The organism is Enterobacter sp. A103 (assembly GCF_034427535.1).
GTDB lineage: Bacteria > Pseudomonadota > Gammaproteobacteria > Enterobacterales > Enterobacteriaceae > Enterobacter > Enterobacter asburiae_B.
Map to the genome: position 1 here is coordinate 1 of NZ_JAXQPQ010000001.1, position 16,748 is coordinate 16,748.

15 protein-coding genes are annotated in these 16,748 nt (G+C 60.1%); 2 read left to right on the forward strand and 13 right to left on the reverse strand.

Going from position 1 to position 16,748, the window contains the following annotated elements:
- The 5 genes from SPH27_RS00005 to SPH27_RS00025 all read right to left on the reverse strand — a co-directional run.
- The coding region (locus SPH27_RS00005) for a 3-hydroxybutyrate dehydrogenase (protein WP_322435567.1) at window positions 1–723 on the reverse strand (723 nt) is incomplete at its 3' end.
- Between the two features lie 10 nt (window positions 724–733).
- Window positions 734–2,125 carry a GntP family permease gene (locus SPH27_RS00010; RefSeq protein WP_039262085.1) on the reverse strand — a complete coding sequence of 464 codons (1,392 nt, stop codon included), beginning with the start codon at window positions 2,123–2,125 and terminating at the stop codon, window positions 734–736.
- A 44-nt stretch (window positions 2,126–2,169) separates the two neighbouring features.
- On the reverse strand, window positions 2,170–3,351 hold the full coding sequence (locus SPH27_RS00015; protein WP_182071167.1) for an acetyl-CoA C-acetyltransferase: 1,182 nt from the start codon (window positions 3,349–3,351) through the stop codon (window positions 2,170–2,172).
- 9 nt (window positions 3,352–3,360) lie between these two features.
- Window positions 3,361–4,017 (reverse strand): CoA transferase subunit B, encoded by a 657-nt coding sequence (locus SPH27_RS00020; protein ID WP_029740425.1) that lies wholly within the window; start codon window positions 4,015–4,017, stop codon window positions 3,361–3,363.
- A gap of 2 nt (window positions 4,018–4,019) precedes the next feature.
- The gene (locus SPH27_RS00025) at window positions 4,020–4,727 is read right to left on the reverse strand and encodes a CoA transferase subunit A (protein WP_182071168.1); all 708 of its coding nucleotides are present in this window, start codon (window positions 4,725–4,727) and stop codon (window positions 4,020–4,022) included.
- A gap of 140 nt (window positions 4,728–4,867) precedes the next feature.
- On the opposite strand from SPH27_RS00025, the gene SPH27_RS00030 reads away from it, so the two are divergent.
- Entirely contained in the window at window positions 4,868–5,791 is a 924-nt protein-coding gene (locus SPH27_RS00030) for a LysR family transcriptional regulator (RefSeq protein ID WP_033145286.1), read from the forward strand.
- On the opposite strand, the gene SPH27_RS00035 is transcribed toward SPH27_RS00030, so the two are convergent.
- The 8 genes from SPH27_RS00035 to SPH27_RS00070 form a co-directional block, all read right to left on the reverse strand.
- Complete coding sequence (locus SPH27_RS00035; RefSeq protein WP_048979473.1) at window positions 5,758–6,537, reverse strand: heme ABC transporter ATP-binding protein; 780 nt, start codon at window positions 6,535–6,537, stop codon at window positions 5,758–5,760. The genes SPH27_RS00030 and SPH27_RS00035 overlap by 34 nt on opposite strands.
- Window positions 6,530–7,522 carry a FecCD family ABC transporter permease gene (locus SPH27_RS00040; protein ID WP_047061637.1) on the reverse strand — a complete coding sequence of 331 codons (993 nt, stop codon included), beginning with the start codon at window positions 7,520–7,522 and terminating at the stop codon, window positions 6,530–6,532. The genes SPH27_RS00035 and SPH27_RS00040 overlap by 8 nt, the downstream gene beginning before the upstream one ends.
- Window positions 7,522–8,343, reverse strand: a complete 822-nt coding sequence (locus SPH27_RS00045; RefSeq protein ID WP_033145289.1) for a heme/hemin ABC transporter substrate-binding protein — start codon at window positions 8,341–8,343, stop codon at window positions 7,522–7,524. Before SPH27_RS00045 ends, SPH27_RS00040 begins: the two co-directional genes overlap by 1 nt.
- On the reverse strand, window positions 8,340–9,368 hold the full coding sequence (gene chuS / locus SPH27_RS00050) for a hematinate-forming heme oxygenase ChuS (protein WP_048977414.1): 1,029 nt from the start codon (window positions 9,366–9,368) through the stop codon (window positions 8,340–8,342). Before chuS ends, SPH27_RS00045 begins: the two co-directional genes overlap by 4 nt.
- 35 nt (window positions 9,369–9,403) lie before the next feature.
- Window positions 9,404–11,386, reverse strand: coding sequence for a TonB-dependent hemoglobin/transferrin/lactoferrin family receptor (locus SPH27_RS00055; protein ID WP_182071169.1), 1,983 nt, complete (start codon window positions 11,384–11,386; stop codon window positions 9,404–9,406).
- A 77-nt stretch (window positions 11,387–11,463) separates the two neighbouring features.
- Window positions 11,464–11,646: a hemin uptake protein HemP gene (gene hemP, locus SPH27_RS00060; protein WP_032638304.1), complete on the reverse strand. Its 183-nt coding sequence runs from the start codon at window positions 11,644–11,646 to the stop codon at window positions 11,464–11,466.
- Between the two features lie 209 nt (window positions 11,647–11,855).
- On the reverse strand, window positions 11,856–12,902 hold the full coding sequence (gene aroH / locus SPH27_RS00065; RefSeq protein WP_033145292.1) for a 3-deoxy-7-phosphoheptulonate synthase AroH: 1,047 nt from the start codon (window positions 12,900–12,902) through the stop codon (window positions 11,856–11,858).
- Between the two features lie 152 nt (window positions 12,903–13,054).
- A complete protein-coding gene (locus SPH27_RS00070; RefSeq protein ID WP_023311315.1) occupies window positions 13,055–13,888 on the reverse strand; it encodes a pyruvate, water dikinase regulatory protein in 834 nt (277 codons plus the stop codon).
- A 335-nt stretch (window positions 13,889–14,223) separates the two neighbouring features.
- On the opposite strand from SPH27_RS00070, the gene ppsA reads away from it, so the two are divergent.
- Complete coding sequence (ppsA, locus tag SPH27_RS00075; protein ID WP_182071170.1) at window positions 14,224–16,602, forward strand: phosphoenolpyruvate synthase; 2,379 nt, start codon at window positions 14,224–14,226, stop codon at window positions 16,600–16,602.
- Window positions 16,603–16,748 lie beyond the last annotated feature (146 nt).

Consider the following 16,748-nt stretch of genomic DNA (forward strand, 5'->3'; position numbering starts at 1 on the left):
GTTCACGGCGCCCTCGCTGCACAAAAACAGCGCCAGTTCACCCAGCTGCTCCGGGGTGACAAACTCGCCCGAAGGCTGTTTCTCTGCGAGAAGCCGATCGCGAGCCTGCTCCGGCGGGACGCCCTCAGCGATACGCTGGTCGATTTGCTGTTGCACCAGCGGCGTCAGTACCCAGCCGGGGCAGATGGTGTTGGCGGTAATACCGGTGCGGGCGGTTTCCAGCGCCAGCGATTTCGTAAAGCCCACTACGCCATGCTTGGCGGCCACGTAGGCTGACTTCTCTTTTGACGCGACCAGCCCGTGAACGGAGGCGATATTAATGATGCGCCCCCAGTTTTTCTCGCGCATGGCGGGCAGCGCCAGCCGGCTGGTGTGAAATACCGAGGAGAGATTAATGGCGATAATGTCGTTCCATTTCTCCACCGGAAACGCGTCAACCGGGGCGACATGCTGTATCCCGGCGTTGTTGACAAGAATGTCCACGCCGCTGAATTGCGATTCGGCGTAGCGCATCATGGCTTCAATTTGCAGCACGTCACGCAGGTCCGCATCGTGATAGCCCGGCTTTTTGCCCAGTTGCGCAATCTCTTCTCTTGCTGATTCGCTGTCGCCGAAACCGTTGAGGATCAGCTGCGCCCCGGCCTTCGCCAGTACGCGGGCGATCCCAAGTCCAATGCCGCTGGTCGAGCCCGTCACCAGCGCGGTCTTACCGTTCAGATTCATCTTTCTCTCCTTACACAATGCCGGTCAGATAGAACACGGCAATGACAAAAAGCACTGCCAGACTTTTAATGAGGGTGATAGCGAAAATGCCGCCGTAGGCCTGACGATGGCTCAGGCCGGTAATCGCCAGCAGAGTAATCACCGCGCCGTTATGGGGCAGCGTATCCATCCCGCCGCTCGCCATCGAGGCCACGCGGTGCAGCACCTCAAGCGGGATATTGGCGGCGTGGGCGGCGGCGACAAACGAATCGGACATGGCGGCGAGGGCAATACTCATCCCGCCGGACGCCGAGCCGGTGATCCCCGCAAGCACCGTCACGCTGATGGCCTCATTCAGCAGCGGATTGGGGATGGCCGCCAGCGCTTTGGATAACACCAGGAACCCGGGCAGGGCGGCGATCACCGCGCCGAAACCGTATTCCGAGGCGGTATTCATCGCCGCCAGAATGGCACCGCTCACCGCGGTCCGGCTGCCTTCAGCCAGACGCCCCCGAATATTGCGAAAGCCAAAAATCAGCACCAGCACGATACCGGAGATCAGCGCAGCCTCGACGGCCCAGATGGCGGTGATCTTGCCCACCTCGGTCACAATCGGTTTCGCCAGGCCGGGCAGAGTAAGCTCGTGGGTCGTGCCGTACCAGCCGGGGATCCAGCGGGTAAACAGCAGGTTCAGTATGCCCACCACAAGCAGCGGGGAGATAGCAATCAGCGGGTGCGGAAGGTTAATGTTATCCGGCGTCTCGGGTTCATTTTTCAGATCCGTGCCGTAGCCCTCGTTGTTATTGAACGCCTTACGACGCTGGCGCTCCAGCCAGAGCAGGCCAAAGACGATAATAAACAGAGAGCCGATAAGCCCCAGCCACGGCGCGGCCCAGGCGTTCGTGCCAAAGAAGCTGGTGGGGATGATATTCTGGATCTGCGGCGTGCCGGGCAGGGCGTCCATGGTAAACGAAAATGCCCCCAGCGCCACGGTGGCCGGGATCAGCCGCTTGGGGATGCCGCTCTGGCGGAACAGTTCCGCGGCAAACGGATACACCGCAAACGCCACCACGAACAGCGACACGCCGCCGTAGGTTAACAGCGCGCACACCAGGACGATCACCGGAATAGCGTGGCGACGACCGAGGATCTGAATCGCGGCCGCGACGATGGATCGTGAGAAACCGGAAAGCTCAATCAGCTTGCCGAAAACGGCCCCCAGCAGGAACACCGGGAAGTAGAGCTTGACGAAGCCCACCATCTTTTCCATAAACAGGCCGGTAAACGTCGGGCCGACGGCACCCGGATCGGTCAGCAGCACGGCGCCGAGCGCCGCAATCGGCGCAAACAAAATAACGCTGTATCCGCGATAGGCCGCCAGCATCAGCAGCGCCAGCGCCGCCAGGGCAATTAACACGCTCATTACGACTCCTCACTTTAGTTATTATTCGGGTACCAACGAGATGCTTAACGCTCGACGGTCAGAGCAATGCCTTGCCCGCCGCCCACGCACAGGGTGACGAGCCCTTTTTTGACGTCACGGCGCTGCATTTCGTACAGCAGCGTCACGAGGATGCGGCAGCCGGAGGCGCCAATCGGATGACCCAGGGCGATAGCGCCGCCGTTAACGTTCACCCTGCGCTCATCCCAGCCGAGCTGCTTGCCTACCGCCAGCGCCTGGGCGGCAAAGGCTTCATTGGCTTCAATGAGATCCACGTCATCGAGCGTCCAGCCCACCCTCGCCAGCGCCGTCCGGCAGGCGCTGACCGGACCGATGCCCATTACCGACGGGTCAACGCCCGTCACGGCGTAGCTCACGATGCGACCGAGGATCGGCAAACCGCTCTCCCGCGCCTTTTCGCCGCTCATCAGCAGCACCGCGGCGGCACCGTCGTTGAGCGTCGACGCATTTCCGGCCGTGACCGTGCCTTCCGCCTGCAAAAAGGCGGGGCGCAGCTGCGCCAGCTGCTCAGCGGTGGTGCCTGGCCGGGGCTGTTCGTCACGGCGGACGATAAGCGGCGGTTTTTTGCCCTGTTTCACCGTCACCGGCGCTATCTCGGCGTCAAAGCGACCCGCTTCGATGGCGGAGGCCGCTTTGTGCTGCGACCGGGCAGCGAAGGCGTCCTGCTGCTCGCGGGAAATGGCATTCTCCCGGGCGACGTTTTCAGCGGTAATCCCCATGTGGTAATCGTTGAACGCGTCCCACAGGCCGTCGGTAATCATGCTGTCCTGCAGGCCCGTATGGCCAAAACGGAGCCCTGAACGCGCGCCGTCCAGCAGATAGGGAGCGTTGCTCATGCTCTCCTGACCGCCAGCGATAGCCACGTCCGCGTCGCCGCAGCGGATCGCCTGCGCGGCGAGCTGCACCGCTTTTAGGCCCGCGCCGCACACCAGGTTGACCGTTGTCGCCGGCGTGCTGACGGGTAATCCGGCGGCGATGGCCGTCTGACGCGCGGGGTTTTGCCCGCATCCCGCCGTCAGCACCTGTCCGAAAATCAGTTCATCTACCTGTTCTTCGAGAAGATTGCTGTTCTCCAGCAGGTGCCGCACCGCGACGGCCCCCAGCTCAACCGCTGAAAGGGACGATAGCGAGCCGCGAAAACTGCCAATGGGGGTTCGCGTTGCCCCGACAATCATGACTTCTTTCATCGTGAGTCCTCAGTTGAAGCGCATCTCGCGAACGTCGTCCGCCACAATCATTTTCCCGGCTGTCTTAGCCGCAATTTCGTCGATGCTGACGCCGGGGGCGTATTCCCGCAGGATGAACGCGCCGTCCTCGATCTCCAGCAACGCGAGGTCGGTCAAGACCCGACGGATACAGCCCGCGCCCGTGAGCGGCAGCGTGCAGCGCGGCAGCAGCTTAGACTCACCGCTTTTCGAGGCGTGGGTCATCACCACAATGATGTTCTGCGCCCCTGCGACGAGATCCATTGCGCCGCCCATGCCCTTCACCATCTTTCCGGGGATCATCCACGAGGCGATATTGCCCTCGACGTCCACTTCAAACGCGCCCAGCACGGTCAGATCTACATGACCGCCGCGGATCATGGCAAACGACTGGGCCGAGTCGAAAATGGCCGCGCCGGTGCGCGCGGTCACGGTCTGTTTACCGGCGTTGATCATGTCAGCGTCAAGGCTCTGCTCGTCAGGAAAAGCCCCCATCCCCAGCAGCCCGTTTTCCGACTGGAGCATCACGTCCATTCCGTCCGGAATGTAGTTCGCCACCAGGGTAGGAATACCGATCCCCAGGTTGACGTAATACCCGTCGCGCAGCTCGCGGGCGACGCGCATGGCCATCTGTTCACGGGTTAACATCGTCAGACTCCTTCCGCGCGCAGGGTGCGCTGTTCAATGCGTTTTTCAAACTGGCCGACAATCAGCCTGTCGACGTAAATTCCCGGGGTATGAATGGCCGACGGGGGCAGCTCGCCCGGTGCAACAATCTCTTCCACCTCAACGACCGTTATCCGGCCCGCCGTTGCCATCAGCGGATTAAAATTTTGCGCGGTATGCCGATAGACAACGTTGCCGTACCAGTCCGCTTTCCAGCCCTTAATGAGCGCGAAATCGCCGGTAATGGCCTCTTCAAGGATGTAGTGCTTCCCCGCAAACTGGCGCACGTCTTTGCCGGTAGCCACGGGCGTGCCGTAGCCGGTGGCCGTGTAAAATGCCGGAATGCCCGCGCCGCCCGCGCGCACCTTTTCCGCCAGCGTGCCCTGAGGCGTGAGTTCAATCTCCAGTTCGCCGCTCAGCACCTGCTGTTCGAACAGGGCGTTCTCGCCGACGTAAGAGGCCACCACTTTGCGAACCTGCCGCGTTTCGAGCAGTATCCCGAGACCGAAACCGTCCACGCCGCAGTTGTTTGATACCACCGTCAGATCTTTCACCTGACGGCGTCTGACCTCTGCAATCAGGTTCTCCGGAATCCCGCACAGGCCGAAGCCGCCCGCCAGCAAGGTCATTCCGTCCGTCAGCCCATCCAGCGCCCGCGCATAGCTGCCGACGCGCTTATCCAGTCCCGCCATAGTCATCCCTCCCGTTATCCGTGCCGGTATCATTAGGGGCGGCGACTCATTTGTTAATTTTGAATTTGTGACCCACTCATTTGGTTTTTTTATTAATTTCCTGTTAACTAAATTTTTTCAATTAGTTAACAGGATGAAAAATGAGAATGAGTGTCAAACAGTTACGCGCGTTTTTAGCGGTAGCTCACACTCTCAATTTCGCGCACGCAAGCGAACGGCTGAATCTTTCCCAGCCGGCCCTGAGCCTGACGATTAAAGCGCTGGAGGATGCGCTCGGAGGACCGCTGCTGCAGCGGAGCACGCGCAAGGTCGCGCTGACGCAGGAGGGAGAGACGTTTTTGCCGATGGCGCGCCAGCTGCTTGCCGACTGGGATAACGTCGAAGAGGCGATGCACCAGTGCTTTACCCTGCAGCGCGGTAAAATTTCGGTTGCGGCCATGCCGTCGTTTGCCGCGAATGTCCTGCCCGAGGTGCTAAAAGCGTTTCGCGATCGCCATGCCGGGATCAACGTCACCGTGCATGATGTCATTAACGAGCAGGTGATAGAGATGGTGCGGGAAGGGCGGGTCGAGATGGGCATCGCCTTTGAGCCCGCGCCAACGCATAACCTGCTGTTTACCCCGCTGGGCCTCGACAGGTTTGTGGCCATTGTGCCGAAAGATTCCTCGCTGGCAGGCAAGAAGCGCCTGTCATGGGAAGAGCTGCTGACGCTGGATTTCATCACCCTGCAGCGCCCTTCGGCGGTACGTCTGATGATGGAGGAGGAGCTGGCGCGAAGCGGCAGAAAGCTGGACGTGGCGCTGGAGAGTCATCAGCTGGTGACGGTCGGGCGAATGGTCGCGAGCGGGCTGGGCGGCAGCGCCGTTCCGGCGCTCTGCGAGGCGCAGATGACGGCGCTGGGCGCGGTCTGTATTCCGCTGGATAACCCGCCCATTGAAAAGTGTATTGGAGCGATCCATCCAGGACACACGCAGCTCTCTAAGGCGGCGCATGCCCTGCTGGAAACGCTGAAAGATTTTTACCAGCCCAATCAGGGGGCGAGAAACACCTGCGGCGCGGCGTGAGCCGGATGCCTGCCGACGATAACCTGCGCGCCGTACCAGCGCGCCAGCGCGTCGGCCTGCAAAACGGTTTCCGGTGCTCCCTGGGACACGATTCTGCCGTCATGCAGCAGCAGGATGCGGTCCGCCCACAGCGCCGCCAGATTAAGGTCGTGCAGCACCGCGCAAACGTGCAGATGACCCCGACGGGTCAGGGATTTCAGCAGGCGCAGCAGATGCTGCTGGTGATAGAGATCCATCGCAGACGTGGGTTCATCAAGGAACAGCCAGCCGCGCGGCGCGCCGTCGCACCAGAGCTGAGCCAGCGCGCGGGCGAGCTGGATGCGCTGCTGCTCGCCGCCGGAGAGTGCGGCAAACTGCCTGCCCGCCAGCGGTAAACAGCCGGTGACGGCCATGACCTCCTCAATAACCGTCGCTTCAGGCGTGCGGGTCCAGGGCGCTCGCCCCATACCGACGACCGCCTCAACCGGCCAGTCAAATCCGAGCTGCGTGTTCTGGCGCATTACCGCCCGGTAGCGGGAAAGCCTGTTCGGCTGCCAGGCCGCAAGCGGTGTGCCCGCCAGGCTGCACCGTCCGCCCGCAGGTTTAAGGTATCCGGTCAGCAGCCGCAACAGCGTTGATTTCCCGGCGCCGTTGGGGCCAATCAGCGCCACCAGCTCGCCCTGAGATAAGGTCAGCGACACGTCGTCAATCAGCGTGCGTTGTCCGGCGCGAAAAACAAGGTTTTCAGCACAATAGTGTTCAGCCATGCGCACCTCCGCGACGAAAGATAAGCCACAGAAACCACGGCGCGCCGAGAAGGCTGGTCAGTAAGCCGACCGGCATTTCCGCCGGTGCGACCAGGCTGCGCGCCAGCGTATCGGCAACCAGCAGAAGCAACGCGCCGGCCAGCACCGAGCCGGGGAGCACGGCCCGGTGGTCGGCTCCCAGCCACATGCGCACCAGATGCGGCACCACCAGGCCGACAAAGCCGATCACGCCGCTGACCGCAACGGCGGCGGCCACCAGCAGGGCGCTGCACAACAGCAGGATCCGCTGCACGGCGGCAACCTCCACGCCGAGGTAATGTGCCTCTTCGTCGCCCAGCTGCAGCAGGTTGAGGGCGCCTGCCAGACGCCAGATCGCGAGCACGGTGGGAACCATCAGCGACGCGACGACCAGCAGCGTTGACCACTGCGCCTGGCCGAGGCTGCCCATTCCCCAGAGCGAAAGCTGGCGAAGCTGGGAATCATTGCTGAGCCATGACAGCACCCCGACGGCCGCGCCGCACAGGGCGTTGATAGCAATTCCCACCAGCAGCAGGCGCGACAGGGAAGCGTCACGCTGACGGCTGAGCAGGAAAATCACGAAGGTGGCGGCCAGCGCGCCGAGAAACGCCGCCAGCATCGGGGCATACAGCATCACCAGTGCAGGCAGCGAGAGCGGAAGAACCACCCACAGCGCAACGGCGAGCGCCGCGCCGCTGCTGATGCCGAGCAGTCCCGGGTCCGCCAGCGGATTTCGAAACAGCCCCTGCATCACGCAACCCGCCAGCGCCAGTGAACCGCCGATCGCCAGCGCCAGCAGCACGCGAGGCAGGCGGATTGTCAGCCAGATTTGACGCAGCGCCTCGTCGGTCCCGTTCCACATCAGGCTGATCGGCAGGTGTAATGCCCCAACCCCGGTCGCTGCGAGCGTCATGATGGTCAGGATCGCGGTCAGCATCCATAACGATAAGGCGATCCGCCGGGACATCAGGGCAGCAGCTCCGCTTTGGCACGCAGCTGCTGGATGGCTTCCGGCGTTCGCACGCTGAAGCCCAGCAGCGCCATATCGTCAATCGCCAGTACCTGCTTGTTCCGTCCCGCCGGGGTTTGCGCCAGGCCGGGCAGCGTCCACAGATTCGCTTCACCGCCCAGGGCGTTGAGACCGTCCTGAGAAATCACCACCAGATCGGGTTGGCTGGCTATCGTGCCTTCCTGAGACAGCGGCTGATAGCGGGTAAACCCCTGCATCGCGTTCTGCAGCCCCGCCGCACGAATGGCAGCATCCGCGCCGGTCTGTTGTCCGGCGGCCATGGCGGTCATCCCGCCGTGGTTGAGAATAAACAGTACCCGCTTATTGAGCGGCGACGCGGGAAGCGCCGACAGTGCCTGGCGCAGCGTGCTGCGCAGGACCTCCCCCTCGACCTCGCGGTGCGTCGCTTCAGCGACGATCCGCACCTTTTCGTCAATGACGTTCAGGTCGTTACTGGCAGGAACAGCGATCACCCTGACGTGGCTTTGCTCAACCTGCTTTAGCGCCAGAGACGGCTGCGCCTGAGCGCTGGCCAGCACCAGCGTGGGGCGCATGGATAAGATCCCTTCCGCATTGAGCTGGCGCAGATAGCCCACGTCAGGCAGCGAATTCGCCGCCTGCGGCCACTGGCTGGTGCTGTCGCGGGCCACCAGCGAGGGCGCCGCGCCGAGAGCGTAGACAATCTCGGTGACGTCGCCGCCGAGGGTAACGATTTTCTCCTGCGGCGCCGCAGACGCCAGCAGGGGCAGGGCGCTAAGCAGGGCAAGCCACCGTTTCATGCGGCCAGCCCTTTCGCCGTTAAGGCGTCAATCTGGCTGCGCCACTGGCTCTGCTCCGGTTCGCCTTCCGTACGTTGGCCGTACAGCTGGGCGATTTGCGTTCCGTCGGCGGCAAACAGCTCCAGGCTGGTGACATGCCCGTCAGCCGTCGGCTTGCGCGTGACCCACGTTTCCGCAATGGATCCTTCAAGCAGATGCAGGGTAAAGGTTGGGTTAAAGACGTTCAGCCAGCCTTTCATTGGCACCAGCTTTTCCACCGCGCCGGTGAAGATCTGCACGCAGCCGCGGTTGCCGACGAAGACCATGATTTCGTTACCGTCCCGACGCGCCGTCTCCAGGAGCTGCGCCAGCGCGGTGTTTTCTACCCGGCAGGCCAGATCGTCACCCACCAGGCGAAACGCCTGCTGGCGGCTGAGGTTATGGCGCTTGAGCAGGCTGAAGAACTGATGAACGTCGGTCATGGCGCGCCACTCGTTATCCACGAGAGCGGCATTTGCGTTTTCTGCATGAGCCGGAGCATCGGCTATCCTCAACGCCAGCGGCGGGTTGTCGGCAAAGATAAAGCGGGTCAGCACGTCGCCCCAGGCGGAAACGTCGGTGTTGTCCGTGGCGTAGACCTTCAGCAGGGCATCGCCCTGGTGATCGAAGAACTGAATGCTCTGCCGCTCGCCGCGTGCGGTGGCTTCACTGATGTGAAACACGCTCGACCACTGGTTGAGGAACAGGCGCAGATCCAGCGCGCGCGGGTTCAGCACCAGCCCGGCGTGGCCGTTCAGGTGCTGGTTGGTAAATCTCCCGACCTGCTCGTGTACGGCGTATTCGTTGCGGCAGATACATTTGGTTTCGCCCACCGCCTCCAGCGCGCCCAGGATCTCGCGGATTTCACCGCGCAATCGCCAGGCGTCGTGACCTACGCGGGCAAAGGTCAGCTCTGCTTCACTGATGTTCATTAACCCCGCGACGTCGCGCGCGTACATACCCGGATTGGCTTCTTTTAGCTCAAGCCAGCGCGTGTAGTGATTCATTGTCTCTTCCTTCTGAATAGTTGCCCCGAAGGGAATTACCACTGATAGCTTACGAAAATCTTGCCGTTACGACCGTCCTGCGGAATGCCCTGAGGTGACCAGTACGCTTTGTCAAAGGCGTTGCCCAGCACCAGCGTAGTGGTCACGCCTTTGAGCCGCTCCTGGCCTTTGTAGCTCACGTAGAAATCGTTGACCGCATAGCCCGGCTGCTTGCTGTAGCTGCCGCTGATATGCGTTGAGCGATCGACAAAAGTACCGATCCAGCCGACGGAGAACCCGCTTTGCGCCACCGGGATATCCAGCTTGCTGGTGACGGTGTCCGGGTTAATGCTGGAGATGTACTCGCCCGTATCGGTGTCTTTCCCGCGCGTGCGGTTGTAGGCCAGATCGAGGCTGAAGAGATCGGCCGAGTATTTTGCCATCGTATCCCAACCCCAGATTTTGGCGTTCGGAACGTTGTACGACATGGTGGTCGCGGCGGCAAAATCGACGGTGGTGGAGATATAGTCTTTGGCTTTGGTGTCGAAATAGCTGGCTTTAAACTCCAGCGCATCGTTGGCAAGCATCAGATTGTCAAAGCGCAGGCCAAAACCAAACTCCTGCGTTTCGTTGGTTTCCGGGCGCAGGTTCGGGTTTGGCACCCAGTAGTTGGTATAGAAGCGGCCAATGGAGAAGTGTTTGGCGTCGTTATACATTTCGCCCATGGTCGGCGCGCGGAAGGCTTGCGCGTAAGAGCCAAACAGCATCAGCCAGTCGGTTGGGCTGATGGTTAACCCGGCGCGGGATGACCACTTGTCTGCATCCACATCTTTGTAGCTGTCGCTGCTGCCGCGGTAGCTGTCATAGCGCGTGCCGCCCAGCAGGGTAACAGGCAGATCGCGCAGGGTGATCTCATCCTGCAGCCAGCCGGAGCTGAAGTCGATTTTCGCGTCCGGGAAGCCGGTGGTTGCCCCGCCCGGATGCTGCTCCTGACGATAGTATTCCCCGCCGTAGGTCAGAAGGTGTGCTGCAAAGGTGTCGCTGAACAGACGGGTGCGGTTTTCCACCTTGCCGCCTTTGGTGGTCTGCTTGCGGAACTCACCGCTACCGTCGACGTTCTGGGCATTAATGCGCGCTTCGGACCAGTAGACCTTCGCGTCGGCGTCCAGCCAGTCGTACCCTTCCGGTGAAATGTGGTAGCCAACCTGCGCATCGCGCTGGATGGTGGAGCGGTCGGTCATCGGGTTACTGCTGTCCGCCCCGGTGGTTTGCGGGTTTTTCGGCTCCTGAGCGGCGTTGTTGTAGTAGCGCAGGGAGCCGCTCAGGGTCTGGGCGGGGTCGATTTTCCAGCTGCCTTTCGCCAGCATGTTGTTGATGGATTCGTCGTTAGGCGCGGTAGCACCGTCGCTCTGGCGGACATCACCGCGATCCCGGCTGGACCAGGAGACCAGACCGTCAAGCGTATCGGTGCGGCCGTAGGCGCTGGCCCCCATCCCGAGGCTATGATCGCCCGTTGCGCCCGTTCCAAACACGCGGTAGCCGCTGTTTTTACCCGGTTCGAGCAGATCGTTGGCATCGGCGGTGTCATAGGAGATCACGCCGCCCAGCGCGCCGCTGCCGTACAGCAGGGCCGACGGGCCGCGGACCACCTCGATACGTTTGATTAGCGCGGGATCGAGAAAGGTGCTGTTCAGGTGACCGGTGTCGGTGCCCTGACGCACGCCGTCAACCAGCACCAGCACGCCGCGACGGTCATAGCCGCGCAGGTTGACGTCCTGCCCGTTAGTGCGCCCAGTGCCGTCCAGCGTCAGACCGGGGACGTTACGCAGCAGATCGGCCGCCGAGCTGGCGGTCTGTTTCTCCGGCGCGCTGGCGTCAATTACGCTTACCATCATGGGCGCTTCAAAGGTGCTGCGGGCGTTGCCCGTGGCGGTGACGGTAATGTCGTCTGTGGCGGCGAACGCAACGCCCGGTAGGGTACTGGCAATCGCCAGCGCCAGAAGTGACGGACGTAAAGATGCGGAAGGCAGGTGTGGCATAGCAACTCTCCATAAGAAGTGAAAAGCGCTGGCTGCCTGGGGATAACCTGGGTGGCTGGCGTATTTTTAGGTGTTGTTTATTTTGTGAGGATCAGTTTTCCGGCATGGGTCTGGCGCAGAAGATAGCGCTGTCCGTCATGCTCGATAATGACCCGTCCCTCATCGCCGAGGAGGGTTTTGCTGTCAATGCGACGCTCGGCGGGGGCTGGCGCTGTGTGTGTTTTTGCTGGCGTTGCCGCGCTGTTATCCGTACGTGACATAATGTTTATAAATAACAATCAATGTAACAATGATAATCATTATCAATAAACTGCAAATTGACGGCAAGCATTTTTGTGAAAAAAGGGTGAGGGGATCAAATTTGGGGGTGAGGTGCGGTCTGATGCCCTCACTCCGACCCTCTCCCACAGGGAGAGGGAGAAGGGCACAATCGTAGGTCGGGTAAGCGCAGCGCCACCCGACAATAACATCAGAAGCGAGAATCAACCGCAGCTGCCAGCTTTTCCAGCAGCAGTTCGCTGTCTTCCCAGCTCAGGCACGGGTCGGTGATCGACTGGCCGTAAACCATCTGCTGTCCGGCAACGATTTTCTGCGTGCCTTCTTTGATAAAGCTCTCAGCCATAATCCCTGCAACGGCGGTCGAGCCGCTGCGGATCTGCTGGCAGATCTCATCGCAGACGTCCAGCTGGCGGCGATGCTGCTTCTGGCAGTTGCCGTGGCTGAAATCCACCACCAGATGTTCCGGCAGGTCAAATTCGGCCAGCGTTTCACAGGCCGCCGCAATATCCTGGGCATGGTAATTGGGTTTCTTCCCGCCGCGCATAATGATATGCCCGTAAGGGTTACCGCTGGTCTGGTAGATGGTCATATGACCGCTCTTGTCCGGCGACAGGAACATGTGGCTGGCACGGGCAGCGCGGATGGCATCAACCGCGATACGGGTGTTGCCATCGGTCCCGTTTTTGAAGCCGACCGGGCAGGAGAGGGCAGAGGCCATCTCACGGTGGATCTGGCTTTCGGTGGTGCGCGCGCCAATCGCGCCCCAGCTGATCAGATCGGCGATAAACTGCCCGGTCACCATATCGAGAAACTCGGTCGCCGTCGGAACGCCCAGCTCGTTGACCTGTAAAAGCAGCTTCCGCGCCAGCTCGATGCCGTGGTTAACGCGATAGCTGCCGTTGAGGTCAGGATCGGAAATCAGGCCTTTCCAGCCCACCACGGTGCGCGGTTTTTCAAAGTAGGTGCGCATCACGATCTCAAGGCGATGCTGGTACTTATCCCGCAGTCCCTGGAGTCGTTTTGCATAATCCATCGCGGCATCCAGATCGTGGATGGAGCAAGGCCCAATCACCACCAGAAGACGTTTGTCTTCACCGTTCAGGATTTTTTCAATGCGGCGGCGGGAGGCCGTCACATGTTCCGCGACGGCGGCGGAAACGGGATGCCGCTGTGCCAGTTCAGCCGGCGTGACCAGGCTGTCAATGCGCGCAGTGCGGAGTTCATCGGTTTTATTCATGGAATGTCTCAGAAAATTTTTGCTTCATCGGCAGACTACCGGGAAGTGATGGGCATCACCTTAAACCAATCCCTGCTGATTTCAAGTTCGGGGCGACACCGCCCCGTGGTTGCAGGTGATGATACCTGAATCTGAGCTAATGTACTAGCATATTAGTACATGCGGCGATTAAGCCCCATGATGTCGAGAATTTTGGTGGCAATTTCTTCAACCGAATAGTTGGTGCTGTTCAGCCACGGGATCTGATTTTTACGGTACAGCGCTTCCACTTCGGAGACCTCCATCCGGCACTGGCGCATGGAGGCGTAGCGGCTGTTCTCGCGACGCTCCTCGCGGATGGCCGCAAGGCGTTCAGGGTTGATCGTCAGGCCGAACAGCTTGTGCTGCAGCGGCTTAAGGGCGGCGGGCAGCACCAGGTTATCCATATCGTCGGCGATAAACGGGTAGTTTGCGGCGCGAATGCCAAACTGCATCGCCAGATAAAGGCTGGTCGGGGTTTTGCCGCAGCGCGACACGCCAAGCAGGATCACCTGCGCCTGGTCGAGATTTCGCAGCGAAATACCGTCGTCGTGGGCCAGGGTGTAGTCGATAGCGGCGATACGCGCGTCGTACTTGGTCAGGTTGCCGGGGTTCAGCCCGTGGGTTCGGTGGGCAATCGGGGTCGGGTCGAGCTTAAGCTCGCTCTGCAGCGGCGCCACCAGCGCCTGCACGATATCCTGGCAGAAGCCTTCACTTTGCAGAATGATGGAGCGAATCTCGGGGATCACGATAGAGTAGAACACCAGCGGGCGGACGCCGGTCTGCTGGTAGATGGCGTCAATCTGGTCCTTCACCGCTTTGGCGCGGCTCTCGTTTTCGACAAACGGCAGCGTGATGCTGTTAATCGAGACGGGAAACTGCGACATCACCGCGTGGCCCAGCACCTCGGCGGTGATCGCCGTACCATCAGAAATATAAAAAACGTGGCGATCGACAGCGCTATCCATTTTACTCACCCTGAATATCAGACCTAATTGTCTGAAAGCATAAATTAAAAAAGTAAATTACACAGCAAAGAACTTATCCTAATTATGAATGAAACGCTGTTTTTGATTTTCCTGAAAAGTGGATTTCATTTTTCAAATAGCGACTTTATTTTTGGGGTTTCTGGCTGAATATAGAGGAATCATCGGGTTAATCGTTGATGGGAAAGTATCCGAAAAGTTGAAATTTTAAATTGCTTACACGATTCACCGTTTTTTTAGCGGAAATAAATATGCCAGTATAAATACGTAGTCAGGTGTTACTTACTCCGATCAAATATCACAAAAGGATTGTTTCGATGTCCAACAATGGCTCGTCACCGCTGGTGCTTTGGTATAACCAACTCGGCATGAATGATGTAGACAGAGTTGGGGGCAAAAATGCCTCCCTGGGTGAAATGATTACAAATCTGTCGGGTATGGGTGTCTCCGTACCGAACGGGTTTGCCACCACCGCCGATGCCTTTAACCTGTTTTTAGACCAGAGCGGTGTTAACCAGCGCATTTACGACCTGCTGGATAAAACGGATATTGATGACGTTACCGAGCTTGCCAAAGCCGGGGCGCAGATCCGCCAGTGGATCATCGACACACCTTTCCAGCCGGAACTGGAAAAAGCCATTCACGACGCGTACAACCAGCTCTCTGCTGACGATGCGCAGGCCTCCTTTGCCGTGCGTTCCTCTGCAACCGCAGAAGATATGCCGGACGCCTCGTTCGCCGGGCAGCAGGAAACCTTCCTGAACGTCCAGGGTTACGATGCGGTGCTGGTGGCGGTGAAGCACGTGTTTGCTTCCCTGTTCAACGATCGCGCCATCTCCTATCGCGTGCACCAGGGCTACGACCATCGCGGCGTGGCGCTCTCCGCTGGCGTGCAGCGCATGGTGCGCTCGGACGTGGGCTCATCCGGCGTGATGTTCTCCATTGATACTGAATCCGGCTTCGACCAGGTGGTGTTTATCACCTCCGCGTGGGGTCTGGGTGAGATGGTGGTGCAGGGCGCCGTAAACCCTGACGAATTTTACGTCCACAAGCCAACGCTGGCCGCTGGCCGCCCGGCGGTGGTGCGCCGCACCATGGGCTCGAAAAAAATCCGCATGATCTATGCCCCGACCCAGGAGCATGGCAAGCAGGTTAAAATTGAAGATGTACCGCAGGAGCAGCGCGACCGCTTCTCCCTGACCGACGCCGAAGTGCAGGAACTGGCGAAGCAGGCGGTGCAGATCGAAAAACACTACGGCCGTCCGATGGACATCGAATGGGCAAAAGACGGTAACACCGGCAAGCTGTTTATCGTGCAGGCGCGTCCGGAAACCGTCCGCTCGCGCGGTCAGGTGATGGAGCGTTATACGCTGCACGCGCAGGGTAAAATTGTGGCAGAAGGCCGCGCCATCGGTCACCGCATCGGTGCCGGTCCGGTCAAAGTGATCCACGACATCAGCGAGATGAACCGTATTGAGCCAGGCGACGTGCTGGTAACCGACATGACCGACCCGGACTGGGAACCGATCATGAAGAAAGCGGCGGCTATCGTCACCAACCGCGGCGGTCGTACCTGCCACGCGGCGATCATTGCCCGCGAGCTGGGTATTCCTGCGGTTGTCGGCTGCGGTGACGCCACCGAGCGCATGAAGGACGGGCAGAACGTGACCGTCTCCTGTGCCGAAGGCGATACCGGCTACGTCTACGCCGATATCCTCGACTTCAGCGTGAAGAGCTCCAGCGTGGATACCATGCCGGACCTGCCGCTGAAGATCATGATGAACGTCGGCAACCCGGACCGCGCGTTTGACTTCGCCTGCCTGCCGAACGAAGGCCTTGGCCTGGCGCGTCTGGAATTTATCATCAACCGTATGATCGGCGTTCACCCGCGCGCGCTGCTGGAGTTTGACGACCAGGATCCGAAGCTGCAGAACGAAATCCGCGAGATGATGAAAGGCTACGACTCACCAAAAGAGTTCTACGTCGGCCGTCTGACCGAAGGGATCGCGACGCTGGGTGCTGCCTTCTATCCAAAACGCGTGATCGTGCGTCTGTCTGACTTTAAGTCTAACGAATACGCCAACCTGGTAGGCGGCGAGCGCTACGAGCCGGAAGAAGAGAACCCGATGCTGGGCTTCCGCGGGGCCGGACGCTACGTGTCCGACAGCTTCCGCGACTGCTTCGCGCTGGAGTGTGAGGCGGTGAAACGCGTGCGCAACGACATGGGGCTGACCAACGTCGAAATCATGATCCCGTTCGTGCGTACCGTGGATCAGGCGAAAGCGGTGGTGGACGAGCTGGCGCGTCAGGGTCTGAAGCGCGGCGAGAACGGGCTGAAGATCATCATGATGTGCGAAATCCCGTCCAACGCCCTGCTGGCCGAGCAGTTCCTGGAGCACTTCGACGGCTTCTCTATCGGCTCGAACGACATGACGCAGCTGACGCTGGGTCTGGACCGCGACTCCGGCGTGGTCTCCGAGCTGTTCGACGAGCGCAACGAGGCGGTGAAAGCGCTGCTCTCCATGTCCATCCGCGCGGCGAAGAAGCAGGGTAAATACGTCGGGATCTGCGGTCAGGGCCCATCCGACCATGAAGACTTTGCCGCATGGCTGATGGAAGAGGGGATCGATAGCCTGTCCCTGAACCCGGACACCGTGGTGCAAACCTGGCTGAGCCTGGCGGAACTGAACAAGTAACGCCACGCTGACCCGAAAAGGCGAGGATATTATTCCTCGCCTTTTTTATTTCATTTCTTATTTGCTCCCCATCACAAATAAAGTAAAAAACCAAATATCATAATTTGTCTGTCAATTTAGACAATTGTTAGCGCGCAAACCGTTGC

Excerpts from the sequence above, each read along its gene's own strand:
- SPH27_RS00010 (WP_039262085.1), bottom strand. The coding sequence starts at position 2,125 with ATGAGCGTGTTAATTGCCCTGGCGGCGCTGGCGCTGCTGATGCTGGCG.
- SPH27_RS00015 (WP_182071167.1), bottom strand. The coding sequence starts at position 3,351 with ATGAAAGAAGTCATGATTGTCGGGGCAACGCGAACCCCCATTGGCAGT.
- SPH27_RS00020 (WP_029740425.1), bottom strand. The coding sequence starts at position 4,017 with ATGTTAACCCGTGAACAGATGGCCATGCGCGTCGCCCGCGAGCTGCGC.
- SPH27_RS00025 (WP_182071168.1), bottom strand. The coding sequence starts at position 4,727 with ATGGCGGGACTGGATAAGCGCGTCGGCAGCTATGCGCGGGCGCTGGAT.
- SPH27_RS00030 (WP_033145286.1), top strand. The coding sequence starts at position 4,868 with ATGAGAATGAGTGTCAAACAGTTACGCGCGTTTTTAGCGGTAGCTCAC.
- SPH27_RS00035 (WP_048979473.1), bottom strand. The coding sequence starts at position 6,537 with ATGGCTGAACACTATTGTGCTGAAAACCTTGTTTTTCGCGCCGGACAA.
- SPH27_RS00040 (WP_047061637.1), bottom strand. The coding sequence starts at position 7,522 with ATGTCCCGGCGGATCGCCTTATCGTTATGGATGCTGACCGCGATCCTG.
- SPH27_RS00045 (WP_033145289.1), bottom strand. The coding sequence starts at position 8,343 with ATGAAACGGTGGCTTGCCCTGCTTAGCGCCCTGCCCCTGCTGGCGTCT.
- chuS (WP_048977414.1), bottom strand. The coding sequence starts at position 9,368 with ATGAATCACTACACGCGCTGGCTTGAGCTAAAAGAAGCCAATCCGGGT.
- SPH27_RS00055 (WP_182071169.1), bottom strand. The coding sequence starts at position 11,386 with ATGCCACACCTGCCTTCCGCATCTTTACGTCCGTCACTTCTGGCGCTG.
- hemP (WP_032638304.1), bottom strand. The coding sequence starts at position 11,646 with ATGTCACGTACGGATAACAGCGCGGCAACGCCAGCAAAAACACACACA.
- aroH (WP_033145292.1), bottom strand. The coding sequence starts at position 12,902 with ATGAATAAAACCGATGAACTCCGCACTGCGCGCATTGACAGCCTGGTC.
- SPH27_RS00070 (WP_023311315.1), bottom strand. The coding sequence starts at position 13,888 with ATGGATAGCGCTGTCGATCGCCACGTTTTTTATATTTCTGATGGTACG.
- ppsA (WP_182071170.1), top strand. The coding sequence starts at position 14,224 with ATGTCCAACAATGGCTCGTCACCGCTGGTGCTTTGGTATAACCAACTC.